17 protein-coding genes and 1 pseudogene are annotated in these 14,926 nt (G+C 72.2%); 8 read left to right on the top strand and 10 right to left on the bottom strand.

Annotated features, from left to right (window positions below; translation table 11 throughout):
• Positions 1 to 138: 138 nt before the first annotated feature.
• Complete coding sequence (locus LZG04_RS36650) at positions 139 to 786, top strand: TetR/AcrR family transcriptional regulator (RefSeq protein ID WP_233826036.1); 648 nt, start codon at positions 139 to 141, stop codon at positions 784 to 786.
• 84 nt (positions 787 to 870) lie between these two features.
• Here LZG04_RS36650 and LZG04_RS36645 read toward each other — a convergent pair whose 3' ends face one another.
• Together LZG04_RS36645 and LZG04_RS36640 are read right to left on the bottom strand one after the other, a co-directional pair.
• A complete protein-coding gene (locus tag LZG04_RS36645; protein WP_233826034.1) occupies positions 871 to 1,752 on the bottom strand; it encodes an alpha/beta fold hydrolase in 882 nt (293 codons plus the stop codon).
• Positions 1,749 to 2,648, bottom strand: coding sequence for a diiron oxygenase (locus LZG04_RS36640; protein ID WP_233826032.1), 900 nt, complete (start codon positions 2,646 to 2,648; stop codon positions 1,749 to 1,751). Before LZG04_RS36640 ends, LZG04_RS36645 begins: the two co-directional genes overlap by 4 nt.
• Positions 2,649 to 2,716: 68 nt before the next feature.
• Between LZG04_RS36640 and LZG04_RS36635 the strand changes: the two genes are divergently transcribed.
• Together LZG04_RS36635 and LZG04_RS36630 are read left to right on the top strand one after the other, a co-directional pair.
• Complete coding sequence (locus LZG04_RS36635) at positions 2,717 to 3,451, top strand: TetR/AcrR family transcriptional regulator (RefSeq protein WP_233826030.1); 735 nt, start codon at positions 2,717 to 2,719, stop codon at positions 3,449 to 3,451.
• A complete protein-coding gene (locus LZG04_RS36630; protein WP_233826028.1) occupies positions 3,451 to 3,753 on the top strand; it encodes a DUF4873 domain-containing protein in 303 nt (100 codons plus the stop codon). Before LZG04_RS36635 ends, LZG04_RS36630 begins: the two co-directional genes overlap by 1 nt.
• Positions 3,754 to 3,827: 74 nt before the next feature.
• Here LZG04_RS36630 and LZG04_RS36625 read toward each other — a convergent pair whose 3' ends face one another.
• Both LZG04_RS36625 and LZG04_RS36620 read right to left on the bottom strand, forming a co-directional pair.
• Positions 3,828 to 4,058: a DUF3107 domain-containing protein gene (locus LZG04_RS36625; RefSeq protein WP_230567250.1), complete on the bottom strand. Its 231-nt coding sequence runs from the start codon at positions 4,056 to 4,058 to the stop codon at positions 3,828 to 3,830.
• 41 nt (positions 4,059 to 4,099) lie between these two features.
• On the bottom strand, positions 4,100 to 4,798 hold the full coding sequence (locus LZG04_RS36620) for a ferritin-like fold-containing protein (protein WP_233826026.1): 699 nt from the start codon (positions 4,796 to 4,798) through the stop codon (positions 4,100 to 4,102).
• A gap of 353 nt (positions 4,799 to 5,151) precedes the next feature.
• Here LZG04_RS36620 and LZG04_RS36615 point away from each other — a divergent pair, with 353 nt between their 5' ends.
• The 4 genes from LZG04_RS36615 to LZG04_RS36600 all read left to right on the top strand — a co-directional run bounded on the left by LZG04_RS36615 (position 5,152) and on the right by LZG04_RS36600 (position 10,389).
• Positions 5,152 to 6,798 carry a DEAD/DEAH box helicase gene (locus LZG04_RS36615; RefSeq protein ID WP_374202966.1) on the top strand — a complete coding sequence of 549 codons (1,647 nt, stop codon included), beginning with the start codon at positions 5,152 to 5,154 and terminating at the stop codon, positions 6,796 to 6,798.
• A 657-nt stretch (positions 6,799 to 7,455) separates the two neighbouring features.
• A complete protein-coding gene (locus tag LZG04_RS36610; protein WP_233826024.1) occupies positions 7,456 to 8,787 on the top strand; it encodes a PQQ-binding-like beta-propeller repeat protein in 1,332 nt (443 codons plus the stop codon).
• A 42-nt stretch (positions 8,788 to 8,829) separates the two neighbouring features.
• Positions 8,830 to 9,702 (top strand): alpha/beta fold hydrolase, encoded by an 873-nt coding sequence (locus LZG04_RS36605; RefSeq protein ID WP_233826022.1) that lies wholly within the window; start codon positions 8,830 to 8,832, stop codon positions 9,700 to 9,702.
• Positions 9,703 to 9,909: 207 nt separating this feature from the next.
• Positions 9,910 to 10,389: an RICIN domain-containing protein gene (locus tag LZG04_RS36600; protein WP_233826020.1), complete on the top strand. Its 480-nt coding sequence runs from the start codon at positions 9,910 to 9,912 to the stop codon at positions 10,387 to 10,389.
• Between the two features lie 48 nt (positions 10,390 to 10,437).
• On the opposite strand, the gene LZG04_RS36595 is transcribed toward LZG04_RS36600, so the two are convergent.
• Genes LZG04_RS36595 through LZG04_RS36575 form a run of 5 tightly spaced genes read right to left on the bottom strand, consistent with a single transcriptional unit; the run spans position 10,438 to position 13,283 of the window.
• Complete coding sequence (locus LZG04_RS36595; RefSeq protein ID WP_233826018.1) at positions 10,438 to 10,740, bottom strand: hypothetical protein; 303 nt, start codon at positions 10,738 to 10,740, stop codon at positions 10,438 to 10,440.
• A 10-nt stretch (positions 10,741 to 10,750) separates the two neighbouring features.
• Positions 10,751 to 11,590 (bottom strand): PD-(D/E)XK nuclease family protein, encoded by an 840-nt coding sequence (locus LZG04_RS36590; protein WP_233826016.1) that lies wholly within the window; start codon positions 11,588 to 11,590, stop codon positions 10,751 to 10,753.
• A 46-nt stretch (positions 11,591 to 11,636) separates the two neighbouring features.
• Positions 11,637 to 12,494, bottom strand: a complete 858-nt coding sequence (locus LZG04_RS36585) for a PHP domain-containing protein (protein ID WP_233826014.1) — start codon at positions 12,492 to 12,494, stop codon at positions 11,637 to 11,639.
• 31 nt (positions 12,495 to 12,525) lie between these two features.
• Positions 12,526 to 13,086, bottom strand: a complete 561-nt coding sequence (locus LZG04_RS36580; protein ID WP_158849246.1) for a PH domain-containing protein — start codon at positions 13,084 to 13,086, stop codon at positions 12,526 to 12,528.
• 38 nt (positions 13,087 to 13,124) lie between these two features.
• Complete coding sequence (locus LZG04_RS36575; RefSeq protein ID WP_170211632.1) at positions 13,125 to 13,283, bottom strand: hypothetical protein; 159 nt, start codon at positions 13,281 to 13,283, stop codon at positions 13,125 to 13,127.
• 166 nt (positions 13,284 to 13,449) lie between these two features.
• Here LZG04_RS36575 and LZG04_RS42170 point away from each other — a divergent pair.
• Positions 13,450 to 13,668: pseudogene (locus LZG04_RS42170) on the top strand (NUDIX domain-containing protein); the annotation flags it as partial.
• A gap of 172 nt (positions 13,669 to 13,840) precedes the next feature.
• Here the strand turns inward: LZG04_RS42170 and LZG04_RS36565 are convergent.
• Complete coding sequence (locus LZG04_RS36565; RefSeq protein WP_233826012.1) at positions 13,841 to 14,926, bottom strand: DUF2332 domain-containing protein; 1,086 nt, start codon at positions 14,924 to 14,926, stop codon at positions 13,841 to 13,843.

The raw sequence follows: 14,926 nt of genomic DNA, 5'->3' as shown, positions 1-14,926 counted from the left end.
CCCCAGGATGCCTGGCCCGGCGTCCTACGAAACGAGAAGCTTTCCCGGATCGCTGCTACCAGCGAGTAAGGTTGCCGGCGAGCCGGAAGGGCAACCCCTTTCCCGGTTCCGCGAAGTGATTGGTCGGCTGGAGGCACCATGACGGAGACGGCCCAGACTGCGGTCGGGCACCACGGCGGCACGGCGGGGCGGGGTGTGCGACTCCCGCGGACCGCTCGGCGTGCCCAGTTGCTGGCCGCGGCGCAGGACGTGTTCGTGACCAACGGCTACCACGCCGCCGCGATGGACGAGATCGCCGAACGCGCCGGGGTCAGCAAACCGGTCCTCTACCAGCACTTCCCCGGCAAGCTCGAGCTGTACATGGCGCTGCTGGAGTCCCACGTGGACGAGCTGGTGAACCGCGTGCGCGGCGCGCTGGCGTCCACGACGGACAACAAGCAGCGGGTGAAGGCCGCGGTCGCCGCGTTCTACGACTTCGTGGACGGCGAGGGCCAGGCCTTCCGGATGGTGTTCGAGTCGGACCTGCGCGGCGAGCCCGCGGTGGCGCGCGCTGTGGAGCGCGCGACGACCGACAGCGTGGAGGCCATCACCGACACCATCACCGCGGACGCGGGTCTCGACGAGCACCGCGCGCGGCTGCTCGCGGTCGGCCTGGTGGGGTTGTCGCAGGTCACGGCCCGTGCGTGGCTGGCGGATGACCGGAAGCTCGCCAAGGAGGACGCGGTCGCGCTGATCTCGAACCTCGCGTGGCGCGGCATCGGCGGCGGCTTCCCCTTGCAGCACTGAGTCGTCGGTGGTTGCCGGCAGGATCGAAGCAAGGGTTCCCCTTGGCGGGGGGACCCCTGCTCGACCGCGGCCCTCACCGCTCGGTCACAGCAGCGCGGTGATGTGTGCTGTGACGTCTTCGGCCCTCTCCAGGGGCAGCATGTGGCCCGCGCCGAGGTGGATCACCAGCTCGGCGTGCGGCAGCTCGTCGGCCAGCACTCGGGCGTGCCGCAGCGGCGTCAGGCGGTCCTGCGCGCCCGCCAGCACGACCGCCGGGATGCCCGCCAGCTCGGCCAGCGCCTTGCGCCGGTCGTGGTCGTCCAGCGAGTCGCGGAACCCGACCATGCTCACCGGGTGGCACCGGCCGACCATCGCGGCCGTCAGCGCGACGTGCCGCCACGACGGCCGCTTGCCGAACAGCAGCCACCGCAGGCCCGGCCGGGCCACCTCGGTGCGCTGGAGCAGCTCGGCCCGCCGCAGCCGGGCGATCCGCCGGTTGACCGCCTTCTCCCCCGCCACGAACACCCGGCCCAACGGTCCCGGCAGGCCCAGCGTCGACCCGGCCAGTTCACCCGAAGAGGTGGCGACCAGGACGACGCCGGCGACGCGGTCGAGCAGCGAGGGGTGCTGCTCGGCCAACGCCATGATCGTCATGCCGCCCATCGAGTGCCCGGCCAGCACCAGCCGCCCGGTGGGCACGCGGTCCGCGAGCAGCTCGGCCAGGTCGTCCGCGCACTGCGCGATCGTGGCCGTGCCGGGCGGCGCGGGTGCCGAGCCGCCGTGGCCCCGGTGGTCGTACCGCAGCACGCGACCGGGCAGGCGGGCCGCCACCTCGTCCCACGACGTGTGGTCCAACGTCCAGCCGTGCAGCAGCACGGTCGTCACGTCGGCGTCACCCGGCCCGGTGTCCACGACGTGCAGCTCCGTGCCGTCGGAGGTGGCGAACCGGCGTCCGGCCTCCCGCGGCGCGATCGTCCGGGCGCTCATCCGACCAGGAACGACCGGCGCCACGCCCGCATGCCGGGCTGACCGACCAGGCCGACCTCGTCGAGGAACTTCATGATCCGCTCGCCCGCCCAGCGGATGCTGCCCTGCCAGTGCGGGTTGGCCAGCGCCGCCTTGTGCGCCTGCTCCTTGTCCAGCCCCACGGCCGCGTACACGTCCGGGTTGATCAACGACCGGGTGATGAACATGGACGTGGTGGCGAGCAGCCACCGCTGGTAGGGCAGCTCCTTCTTGGTCAGCTTCGCCATCCCGCGCACGACCTCCTCGCGCGCGAACCGGACGTGCCGCGCCTCTTCGAGCACGTGGATCCGGTTGACCATGCGCACGAGCGGCTGCACGGTCTCGTCGGCCATCGTCTCGCGCTGCAACCGGTCCAGGATCTCCTCGGCGACCAGGATCGACCCGTACAGCGCGGGCCCGTAGCCGATCACCGGGAGCAGCTTGCCGAGCTGGTAGGTGTACTGGCGGGGGCCGTAGGGCGGGCACCCGATCCGCTCGACCATCCGGGCGAACATGGTGGAGTGCCGGCACTCGTCGGCGACCTCGGTCAACGCGTACTGCGCGTGCTTGGTCGTCGGGTCGGAGCGGTAGACCTCCTTGAGCAGCATCTGCATCAGCAGGATCTCGAACCACAGCCCGACGCTGGCCACGCTCGCCACCTCGTGCCGGGACAGGTCGATGCGCTGCTCCGGGCTCATCCGCTCCCACAGCGGCGTGCCGTACAGCGAGCACCGGTGCTCCGGCGTGTACCGCAGGCCGTCGACCAGGGGCGCCGACCAGTCGATGTCGACCTCGGGGTCGTAGAACTTGTCGGCCGAGGAGTTGAGCAGACGTTCGGCGGTCTTCTCGCGATCCGCGACCTTCAAGGCCTTCGTCATCGGTGGTCCCTCCCCGGTGGGATTATCTGTTACTTGAGGTAACGGTTACTTCTGGTAGCGTGCGTCACATGGCTCGAACTGTCAAGGGCGGAACGGACGCCCGCCGGGAACGGTGGAAGGGGCACCGCGAGGCGCGGCGCGCCGAGTTCGTGGAGGCCACGATCCGCGCGGTCGCCAAGCACGGCCCGGACGTGGGCATGGACGAGATCGCCGCCGAGGCGGGCGTCAGCAAGCCGGTGCTGTACCGGCACTTCGCCGACAAGTCCGACCTGTACCTGGCCGTCGGCCGGCGCGGCACCGAGATGCTGATGGACAAGATGGGCCCCGCGATCGAGCAGGACGGCCCCATCCGACCCCGCATCAAGGGCATCGTCGACGCCTACCTGTCGGTCATCGAGGAGCACCCCAACCTGTACCGGTTCGTGGTGCGCAAGTCGTTCACCGACCGCCCGGTCGAGCAGGACGTGGTCAGCGAGGACAAGGAGCTGATCGCGGCGGCCCTGGCCCGGCTGCTCGGCGACTACCTGCGCGCGTTCGGGATGGACTCCGGCGGGGCCGAGCCGTGGGCGCACGCGCTGGTCGGCATGGTGCAGAACGCGGGCGACTGGTGGCTGGACCGGCAGTCCATGACGCGGGCGAGCCTGAGCGACTACCTGACCACGATCATCTGGCACGCCATCGACGGCCTGCTGCGCTCCGCGGGCGTGCAGCTCGACCCGGACGCGCCGCTGGGCGCCGATCGCGCCGTGGCGGACCTGCCCGAAGGACCCCGGTTGCGGGTCGTCGACGTCGAGGAGGCGTGATGAGCGAGGAGCACGGGCACGACGAGGAGGGCTACACCGGCGCGGCCGTGCTGGTGTTCGACGAGCGGGAGGTGCCGGTGAGCGTCGAGCTGCGCGGCTACTTCCAGCCCATCGACGGCCGCTACCACTGGTACGGCCGGGTCGGCGCGAACGACGAGGTCACCGAGCTGGTGGAGGGCGGTGCGCGGACCGCGCTGCTGCGCACGCCCGACGGCTCGGCGACCGGGTCGCTGACCGACCCCGACCCCTGGCGGCGCTACCGGGTGGCGGGCACCTCCACCCCGCCGTTCGCGGTCGGCTGACCAGAGGCTGTGAAACGCGGAAGGGGCACCCGATGGGGTGCCCCTTCTCGTGTCCGGTCACCCGGACCCGAAGTTCAGTCGCCGGAGACGAACCCGACCCGGCGCGAGTCGCTCGGGCCGATCTCCACGTAGGCGATGCGCGCCGCCGGCACCACGTAGCGGGCGCCCTTCTGGTCGACCAGCACGAGCTGACCGGTGCCCGCCTTCAGCGCGTCCGCGACCTGCGCCTCGACCTCTTCGGGGGTGAGCCCGCTGGACACCACGAGCTCCCGCGGGCTGTCCGCGATCCCGACCCTGACCTCCACGCTGACCTCCGTGCGGCGTTGATGGCTTTCGAACACCAACCCTAGCCGAGCCCGAGCGCCGTCATGCGCCGCGTGTGGCTCTGCTGGAGCCGCCGGAACAGCGCCGCGATGCCCGCCAGGTCGCCCGAGCCGCGCACGATCAGCTCCGCGAGCCCGTCCCGCTCCGCCACCACGTACTGGGCCTGCGTCAACGCCTCGCCGAGCAGCCGGCGACCCCACAGCGTGAGCCGGTCGCGCAGCTTCGGGTCGTCGTCGCACGCGGCCCGGACTTCGCGCTCGGCGAACGCCGAGTGGCCCGTGTCGGCCAGCACCGCGAGCACCAGCCGCTTGGTCGGCTCGTCGAGCCACTCGGCGACCTCGCGGTAGAAGTCGGCCGCCAGCGCGTCACCGACGTAGGCCTTCACCAGCGACTCCAGCCACGAGCGCGGCGCCGTGGAGGCGTGGAAGGCGTCGAAGCCCGCGGCGAACGGCCGCATGGCCTCCTCCAGCGAGTAACCGCGCTCGGCCAGGTACCGGTCCAGCAGGGAGTAGTGGCCGATCTCGGCGGCCGCCATCTGCGACAGCGCGGCCCGACCGGCCAGCGTGGGCGCGGTCCGGGCGTCCTCGGCGAGCCGGTCGAACGCCGACAGCTCGCCGTACGCGAGAGCGCCGAGGAGGTCCACGACACCCTCCGCCACCTGCTCACCGTCACCCACCGCAACGGTCTGGCCCACCGCTGCCTCCACTCCCGGGTCGCTCATGGCACGGAGCCTAGTCGGGTGTCGTTGACAACACCCCAGGCACGCGAAACCGCAGTCGACCGCGTGAACCAGCCCGATCGGCCTAGTCGGCGGGTAGACTCGACAGATGACGCCCGGCGCGGCGCGGCCCAGTGGGGGCTCGCAGCGGTGCCGACGGCTGAACTGCGGCGGCACCGTGCCGCCAGGAGAGGGTGCGCGCACACACCTCGCTGGCCCTCCCGCGACCCGCCCGGCCCCTTGTGGTGGCCCGAGTGGTGGTGACGCGGTCGAGCGGCCCGTACAGGCCGTGGCGCGCTGGTACGAGAGAGGCGATCACCCTGACCGCGACGAACGAAGAGACCCATGTCGACCCGGTGACCTTGGAGCACAGCGAGGTGGGCGTCCCCGAAGTCGACACCTCCCACCCGCTCGTGGCCGACGCCCCGGTCAAACCCGATTCGCCCACGTTCGGCGAGCTGGGCGTGCGCGAGGAGATCGTGCGCGCGCTGGCCGAGGCGGGCATCCACCGCACGTTCGCCATCCAGGAGCTGACCCTGCCGCTGGCGCTGGCCGGCGACGACGTCATCGGCCAGGCGCGCACCGGCACCGGCAAGACGCTGGGCTTCGGCATCCCGCTGCTCCAGCGGATCACCGTGCCGGGTGACGGCACGCCGCAGGCGCTGGTGGTCGTGCCGACGCGCGAGCTGTGCCTGCAGGTCACCCACGACCTGACCGACGCGGCCAAGCACCTGGGCGTGCGCGTGCTGGCGATCTACGGCGGCCGGCCGTACGAGCCGCAGATCGCGGCGCTGCGCAAGGGCGTCGACGTGGTCGTCGGCACGCCGGGCCGGTTGCTCGACCTGGCCGAGCAGCGCCACCTCGTGCTCGGCAAGGTGCGCGGCCTGGTGCTGGACGAGGCCGACGAGATGCTCGACCTGGGCTTCCTGCCCGACATCGAGCGGATCCTGCGCATGGTGCCCGACGAGCGGCAGACCATGCTGTTCTCGGCGACCATGCCCGGGCCGATCATCACGCTGGCGCGCACGTTCCTCAACCAGCCCACGCACGTGCGGGCCGAGGAGAACGACGCGGGCGCGATCCACGAGCGCACCGAGCAGTTCGTCTACCGGGCGCACGCGCTGGACAAGTCGGAGCTGCTGGCCCGGGCGTTGCAGGCCCGCGAGCGCGGCCTGTCGATGGTGTTCACCCGGACCAAGCGCACCGCCCAGAAGGTGGCCGACGAGCTGGTCGAACGCGGTTTCGCCGCGGCGGCCGTGCACGGCGACCTGGGGCAGGGCGCGCGCGAGCAGGCGCTGCGGGCGTTCCGCTCGGGCAAGATCGACGTGCTGGTGGCGACCGACGTGGCCGCGCGCGGCATCGACGTCGAGGGCGTCACGCACGTGATCAACTACCAGTGCCCCGAGGACGAGAAGACCTACGTGCACCGCATCGGCCGCACCGGGCGGGCCGGGCGCACGGGTGTCGCCGTGACGCTGGTCGACTGGGACGAGATGCCCCGGTGGAAGATGATCAGCGACGCCCTGGGCCTGGGCAAGCCCGAGCCGGTGGAGACCTACTCGACCTCCGACCACCTGTTCGCCGACCTGGACATCCCGGCGGGCTCGACCGGCCGGCTGCCGCTGGGGCTGCGCACGCGCGCGGGCCTGGGCGCCGAGCCGGAGGAGAACCTCAAGGGCGAGAAGAAGACCCGCAAGCGCCGCCGCAGCGGTCGCGCGGGCGAGGCCGGCCAACCCGCCGAGTCCGGTGCCGGCAACGTCGGCAGCCCCGGCTCCGCCTCGGGCACGGGCGAGGAGGGCGCCACCCGCCCCCGCAAACGCCGCCGCAGCCGAGCCGGCGTCCCGGCCACCGAAACCGGCGGCACCACCGAAGCTCCGGCCGAGGTGCCCTCCGGAGCACCCGAGTCGGCCACCGCCTCATCCACCGATCCGGACCGCCCGCGCCGGCGCCGGCGTCGCCGCACCGGCGGCAGCGAATCGACCGAGACGGCCCCGGCCGAATAGGGAACAATCGTGGTGGGCAGCGCAGTCACGCGCGCTGCCCGGCCCGACCAGCAACACGATCGGGTGATCATCGCCCGGAAATGTACGGAAACACTGTTACCCCACCTCGGTTAGAAGACGAGGCCCCCCGAACCACCCCAGCCCCCTAACCCACCGCCCCACCGCCCCACTGCCCCACTGCCCCGGCACCCTCGGACACCGGCACCGGGTCGACAGCGGGACAGCCGGACGGCAACGGGACAGCGAGACAGCCGGAGCCGGAGCCCGCCGGCCACCCACCGCGGGCCCCCAGCACCGGCCGTCCCCGGGCCCGAACGGCCCGCACGAACCCCGCGCGAGCCGGACCGGAACCCCGCAACGGGCCCCGCGGGAGCTGGAACGCCACCCCCGCAACCGCCCGGCCGCGCGCCCGCCAGGCGGGAGTTGCCCCAGGCGGGCGGCCGTGACCAGCGCGAGCGAGCCTCCGCGACGGGGAGCGAGCCGCGCGAGAACCCGCCCGGACGCGCGTGCCGAGCTGCCGCGTGCGGGCGGTGGCGTGGGGGGCGGAGGGCGGCCGGCGGGCGGTTGGTGGTGCCGCCTCACACCGACCTCTTCCCGGTGGTGGCAGCATGTCGCCAGACCGAACGCGATAGATCACCGACCATCGGGAGCCGGGCAGTGGGCCAGCCGGAGCAGGCGGAGTCGAACGGGCAGGTCGTGGTGGACGGGGAGGACGTCCTGGCCGAGTCCGGCGAGCCGCGGGTCGAGCAGCAGGACGACGACGGCAGGGAGCCGGTGCCGTCGAGGTCGTGGCGCACCAGGGGCGACTTCATCGGCGTGGCGCTGGTCGTGGTGGCCGTGCTGGTGGCGAGCCTGGTCCTGTGGCTGACCAGCGACGCCCGCAACACGGTCAGCCAGACCGGTCCGTCCGAGATCACCCCGTTGCAGCCCGTCACCGCGATGCCGCCGACGCTGTCCGAGATCTGGCGTGCACCCAGTGGGGCGTCCCCCGTTCCGGTGAACCTCGACTCCGTCGTCGTCACCGGTGACGGTGGGGAGGTGGTGGGTCGGGACGCGTTCACCGGCGACGTCCGCTGGCGCTACGCCCGCGACCTGCCCCTGTGCACGGTCTCCACGGCCTGGGGCCGCATCTTCACCGTGTACCGCAAGGACACCAACTGCTCCGAGGTCACCACCCTCGAAACCGGCTCCGGCAAGCGCGGCCCGCAGCGCAACGGCGACGCCGAGTTCGGCACCCGCCTGCTGAACGAGGGCTCGCACGTGCTCACCACCGGCGGCACGTACGTCGAGGTCTACCGCCGCGACGACCTGGTCCGCTCGCTCGAGTACGGCACGCTGCGCGCCATCGTGAACCCGAACAAGCAGCCGCGCACGGGCTGCACCTACCACTCGTTCGCGGTCACCGGCGGCAAGATCGCGCTGATCGAGCGCTGCCCCGCGCTGGACCCGGCCGACCGCCTCACGATCCTCAAGCCCAACCCCGAGAAGTCCGACGAGCCGCAGGTCATCAGCAGCACGGTGATCGGCGAGAACGGGGCACGGGTGATCGCCGTGACCTCGAACCGGGTCGCGGTGGCCGTGCCGGGCCGCCTCCTGGTGTTCGACTCCGAGACCGGGGCCTCCGTCGCCACCTACCCGGTCGACGTCTCGGCCGAGGAACTCGCGGGCGACCCGCCCGGACGGGTGGCGTCGACGTTCACCAGCACCGCGAACACCTACTGGTTCACCGGCTCGAAGACCGTGGCGCTGTCGCTCGCGGACCTCAACCCGCTGTGGACGGTGAACGGCACGCTCGGCGCGGGCACCACGCTCGCCGGCCACCTGCTGCTGCCGGTCGACGCCGGGCTGAAGGTGCTCGACCAGGTCACCGGCGCGGAGGTCGCGTCGATCCCGGTCGACCGCGGCGACCACACCGGCCCGATCGAGATGGCCACCGAAGGCCAGGTCGTGCTGGAGCAGCGCGGCGGCACGCTCGTCGCACTGCGGTAACGCGCCACGCGCCCGCGCGGCCGGTGCGGCAGACTGCCAGACGTGCACTCGCAGTTCAGCCCGCACCGGGCGCAACGCGTGGACCTGCCCGGCAGGCACGGCCCGATCGCCGCCCTGCACTCCCCCGCCGCCGGCCACGACCTCGGCGCCACGGCGCTGCTCGTGCCCGGCTACACGGGGTCCAAGGAGGACTTCGCGCCGCTGCTCGACCCGATCGCCGACGCGGGCGTCGAGGTCGTCGCCATCGACCTGCCCGGCCAGTACGAGTCGCCCGGCCCGCTGGTGGAGTCCGACTACCGGCCCGAGGCGCTGGGCGCGGTGGTGGCCGAGCTGGTGGCGAAGCTCGCCGCCGAAGGCAGGCGCGTGCTGCTGCTGGGTCACTCGTTCGGTGGTCTGGTCGCGCGTGGCGCGGTGCTGGCGGGTGCTCCGGTGTCGGGGTTGACGTTGATGGCGTCCGGTCCGTCGGAGCTGCCGCCCGGCGCGCGCCGCACCGCCCTGGACTACGGCGAGGTCGTGCTGCGCGAGCAGGGCATCGAGGCGTCGCAGCAGGTCAACGAGACCCGCCAGGCGCTCAACCCGGGCTGGCGGGCGTTGCCGCAGGAGCTGAAGGACTTCTACCGGGAGCGGTTCGTCCGCTCGTCGCCCGCCGGGCTGCTGGGCATGGGCGAGGCGCTGCGCGCCGAACCGGACCTGGTCGCGAAGCTGGCCCGGGTGCTGCGGTCGACGGGCATCCCGTGCCTGGTGGTGTGCGGCGACCTGGACGACGCCTGGTCGGCGGCCAGCCAGCGGGACATGGCCGAACGGCTCGACGCCGACTTCGCCGTGCTGTCCGGGGTCATGCACAACCCGAACACCGAAGCTCCGGAGGCCCTGCTGGCCACGGTGCTGCCGACCTGGCGGGCCTGGCTCTCCTGACGCGCGGCCGGCGGGATCACCCCACGGAAGCACGGTGCCGCGCCCGGTAGGTGTTGTTCACGTACACGTCCGTCACCGGGAGGACGTCCGCTTCGACCCGACCGGGTCGTTCGCCCCACCGTAGGTGTTTTCGCGCCCTCGTCGGCCCGTTCCGGCCCTTCTACTTGGCGGTGCACCCGCACGCACCGCCCCCGGAAGGGAAACCGAATGAAGTTCGCACGAGTCCTCACCGCCGTCGTCGCGCTCGCCTCGGCGCTGCTCGTCACGCCGGCCTCGCACGCCGACCCCGACGCGCAGCGGGACCAGTGGAAGTTCGTGAGCGTCGCGGTACCGAACGACGTCTGGGACCAGACCAACTGGGCGTGGGATCCGGAGTACCCGATCATCGGCCACCCGTCCCACGGCGAGGACAACCAGGAGTGGTTCATCAACGGCGACAGCACGATCGAGAGCGTGCGGTACGGGTGGTGCGCGACCGCGATCGGGGACAAGCTGGCGGGCCGGCCGTGCGACGGCTCCGGCAACCAGAAGTGGAAGGGCGAGCCGCACGACGGCTACTACTCCTGGCTGATGCGGCTGGAGGGCACCGACCAGTGCGTCACGCACAACGGCACCTACGCGGAACTCGTCCTCAGGACCTGTGAGCGGGTACGACAAGACCAGCAGTGGATCATCGGCAGGGCGTAGTCACGGGCGCGTCGGCCGGACGCGTCCGGCCGACGCGGCACAGTCGGCTCAGGCCCACCAGTAGAACCACAGGGTCGCCGCCGCCAGCGCCACGACCAGCAGGCCGCACAGCGCCACCGCCCAGCCCCGGCGGCGGTCGGCGACGACCTGCGCCACCACCGCGGCCGCAGCCGCCACGACGTGCCCGATCACCACGTCCAGGCCGGGCCCGGGCAGGTCGCGGGCTCCGGCGTAGACCTGGAAGCCGATCATCGCCAACGCCAGCAGCACCAAGCCGACGGCGAGCGCGCCGCTGACGCCGCGCCACAGCCTCGCCAGGCGTGGTTCGGGTCTGCTGTCCACCATCGTCACGGGGCCAACTCTACGGCGCGAGCAACGCCCACGGGTCGAGCGTCGGCGCCGCCCGTTGGCCTTCGGGGCAGGACCGGCGGAAGTCGCACCACGTGCACTGGTTGCCGGTGCGCGGCGGGAACAGGATCTCCGGGTCGCCGCCCGCCTCCAACGTGTCGGTGGCCAGCCGCAGCTCGTCCGCCGCCTCCTCGGCCCGCGTCACGTGCCGCGCCAGGCTCTCCTCGGTGTGCTCCCACACCGCCACCGTCCGCGTGGGCAGGTGGTGCAACTCCACCCGGTGGCACGGCTTGCGCAACGTCCGCCGTGCCGCCAGCGCGTACAGCGCCAGCGCCTGCGAGCCCCGCGCGTCGTCCACGGTCAGCGCGTGCCGCCCCGTCTTGTAGTCCACGATCACCAGCTCGCCGTCGCGCAGGTCGATGCGGTCGACCCGCCCCTCGGCGACGATCTTGGACGTGGGCGTGGACACCCAGCGCTCGATGCCGACCGGTTCGATCGACGTGTCGAGCCCTTCGACGTAGTCGCGCACCCACCCGACCGCCCGGTCGCGGTACACGGCGGCCTGCTCGGCGTCGCGGAACCCGTCGTTCTTCCACTGCCGGTGCAGCAGCGCCACCGCCTGGTCGGGCGTGCGGCGCTCGGCGGGCAGGTCGAACAACGCCTTCAACGCGTTGTGCACGACCGCGCCGAGGGTGTTGTGCGCCCACGCCCCACCGCGCGGCGGGGACGGCCGGTCGAGGTAGGCCATGCGAAAGCGGCGCGGGCAGTCGGCCCACGTGGCGAGCTTGGCCGGCGTCACCCGCACGAGCTTCTTCGGCATCGCGCCGAAGTCGAACCCCAGCTGTTCCTGCACACCGATCACGCTACCGAGAGGGTCCGACAGTTCTCGCAGCGCTACCTCAGCCGACGAGGATCTTGCACCCGGTCGCCCGATCGGCCAGGGCGTCGAGCACGTCCGGTGACGTGGTCTCCGCGCCGAGCCGCACGGTCTTGTTGGTGCCGTGGTAGTCGCTGGAGCCCGTGGTCAGCAGGCCCAGCTCCCCGGCCAGGCCGCGCAGCCGCGCCCGCGTGGGCTGGTCGTGGTCGGGGTGGTCGACTTCGACGCCGGCCAGGCCCAGGCCCGCCAGGTCGGCCACCACCTGGTCGGTCACGATCGGGCCGCGCGAGGTGGCGAAGGGGTGCGCCAGGACGGTCACGCCGCCCGCCTCGGTGATCATCTCGATCGCCCGCTCGACGGGCGTGTCGGTGCGCGGCACGTAGTACCGGCCGCCGGCGAGGTAGCGGGCGAACGCCTCGTCGACCGTGGCCACCACCCCCGCCCGGATCAACGCCATGGCGAGGTGGGGACGTCCGGCGGGCGCGTCGGGCGGCATGGCCGCCATCAGCTCGTCGGGGTCGATGGGGAACCCGTCGGCGACCATCCGCTCGGCCATCCGGCGCAGCCGCTGCCGTCGTTCCAGGCGCAGCCTGAGCTGCTCCTCGACCAGCGCGGGCGAGGTGTGGTCGTACAGGTAGGCGAGCAGGTGGACGGTGATGACCCGGCCCCGGCCGTCGTCGGACGCGCAGGACAGCTCGGCGCCGCGCACCAGCTTCAAGCCGGGTGGCAGCGCGTTGGCCGCCTCCGCCCAGCCGGCAGCGGTGTCGTGGTCGGTGAGCGCGACCGCGGTCAAGCCGGTGGCGGCCGCGGCCGCCACCAACTCCGCGGGCGTGTCGGTGCCGTCGGACTCGGTCGAGTGGGTGTGCAGGTCGATGCGCACCCTGCCAGTCTCCACCACGACCCCGACGGGCCTACGGCACCATCTTCTTGCCGCGCGCCGCCCGCTGCGCCTTGATCATCGAGAAGCGCTCTGCCTGGGCCTTCTTGTCGCCGAAGGTCAACTCCGAGATGGCGTCGTAGACCTCCTCGGGGTTGGGCAGGTACTCGATCCGGTTGAGGGCCTGGATCTGGCCCGCCGACTCGACCACCAGCGTCCCGAAGCCGAACATGCGCCCGAGCACCGAGCGCTCGTAGGTCAGGTCGGTGACCTTGCTGATCGGCATCATGGCGACCTTGGTCTCGAAGACCCCGGACGAGATCATGAACCTCTTGTCGGTGACGACGATCCGCTCCACCCACCACTCCATGACGAAGTAGGCCAGCCTGAGCAGCACGAACAGCGAGGCGTACCAGAGGATGTTCTGGATGATGCCCGCGTTGTCGGGCAGCAGGTACGAGATCATCATCGCGCCGGCCAGCAGCGCGCCGGCCTCGATGAGGTCCCAGAGCAGACTGCTCCAGTGCCTGCGGACCCGGATGACCCGACGCTCCGTGGGGAGCAGGTACTCGTCGGGATCCCGTGGTGCGAACATGCTTCGACCTCTCGCCGTGGTGGGAGGAGCCGGTCGACTCAGAACAATTGTTTCACGAAGGTGATGAGCGCCTCAGCGGCTTCCCGCAGCGTGCCCAGGATGTTCTGCACCAGCTGAGCCGCCTGCTGAGGCTCCGCGATGAGGAAGAACAGGAGCAAGCCGACCCCGGCGAAGGTGAGAATCTTCTTCAGATTCACGGTGATCAACCCCGTTCGCTACCGCACCCGTTTGGCGCCAGTGAAAACCGTTGTACCGCACTCCGCGACACGTCGGGAGATTTGTACCGCACTTGGGTCAGCGTCCTGCACCGCCAACCCGGTGTGACTACGGTAGGTAACCGTAACGGCCGAACGTGGGCCTCGGATCCGCCGTGTCAGCGGCCTCGCGCACGTCCCGAACGGGCGACCGCTGCTCGTCCGCAGGCGCAATACGCCAGGTGAGGGAGTGTGGCCGGTCCCAGGTGGCCGAGTCGAGCCGAACGAGTCCGGCGAGACCGCAATCGTGCGGAAATCGCGCGACGGAACGAGACTCTCCGTGACCACCGGGGCGTTGATCGGGACCGTCACCCGACCGGCGCCACGGCGGTCTCCACGAGATCCACGACTACGCCTGCCAGGTGCGATCCGGCGTCCTCGACCGGGCGACGACGCGGTGGACGCGCGCCGGGCCGACGCTGCGATCTTGGCCACACTCCCACCCGTCGGGATGGTGCGATTGAGCCTCGGAACCCCCGACCGTGAGCGCCCTCCCCCGATCAGGGGAGCCACACCAACCGTTGGCCGTGTGGCGCGGTCTTCGCCAACGCCTGCGCCGAGCGCACCTCGCCGCCCTCGAACCGGACCAGGCCCACCACGCCGAACGTCGGCTCGTCCGGTCCCGGCCGCAGGTCGTCGCGCCCCGGCAGCACGTGGGCCAGGCCCGTGGCGTACCCCTCGTGGCTCAACCACCACACCGGCCGGCCGAGGTCGCGCACCGCGGCCACGAACTCCTCCCCCGCCAGGTACGGCAGGACGTTGCTGGTCAGGACCACCAGCGGCAGGTCGTCGGGCACCCGGTCGGCGGCCTTGCCCAGGTCGGCCACCGCGTCGCCGACCACGAACTCCGGCGGCGACTTGCGCTGCACGGTCGCGGCCACGCCGAACAGCCGCAGCCGCTCTGGCTGGTCGGCCCACACGCACGCCTCGAGCCACGCGTAGGTGTCCTCGTCGGTCAGGTCGGCGGGCGCGCGGTCCAGCCCGACCTTGGCCCCGATCTTCACCGTTTTGGGGATCTTCGGCAGCTCCGCGCCGGGCGCGAGCTCCAGCGCGCAGTGCAGCCCGAGCGCCGCCTTGGCGGGCCCGGCGACCAACTGCCCGGCCTGCTGGGTCTGGTAGCGGTAGGCGTACTGGTCCAGGCCCAGCAGCAGGCCTGCCGAGCAGCCGACCTCCAGCAGCCCGACGGGCCCCTTGACCTTGGCCAGCGCCGGGTACACCAGGGTGGCCCGCCGCACCTCGTTGGTCTGCACGGTCCGGTTGGCGATCAGCTCGCGCATCCGGTCGGCCCGGTCGAGCACGAACTCCCGGAACAGCCGCCACGTGCCCTCGTCCGCGCCGTACGTGCCGCCCAGCGAGGGGTAGTAGTTCGACAGCTCGTGGAACGGCTCGGCCTGCACCAGCCGGTGCGCCGCCGCCAGGAGCAGGGTCGCGTGCGCGAACCGCTCCGGGGCGGCGGTCAGCAGGCCGGCGACCTCCGGATCGTCGGCGGCGTGCCCGGCCAGGTGCTCGTACAGCGGCGAGACGCCGTGCGCCTCCGTGCGCGCGAACCGGGCCAGTCGTTGCCGCACCAGATCCAGCGAGGTCAC

The organism is Saccharothrix sp. S26 (assembly GCF_021390395.1).
Classification (GTDB): domain Bacteria; phylum Actinomycetota; class Actinomycetes; order Mycobacteriales; family Pseudonocardiaceae; genus Actinosynnema.
This window is presented reverse-complemented; position numbering and strand designations above follow the sequence as displayed.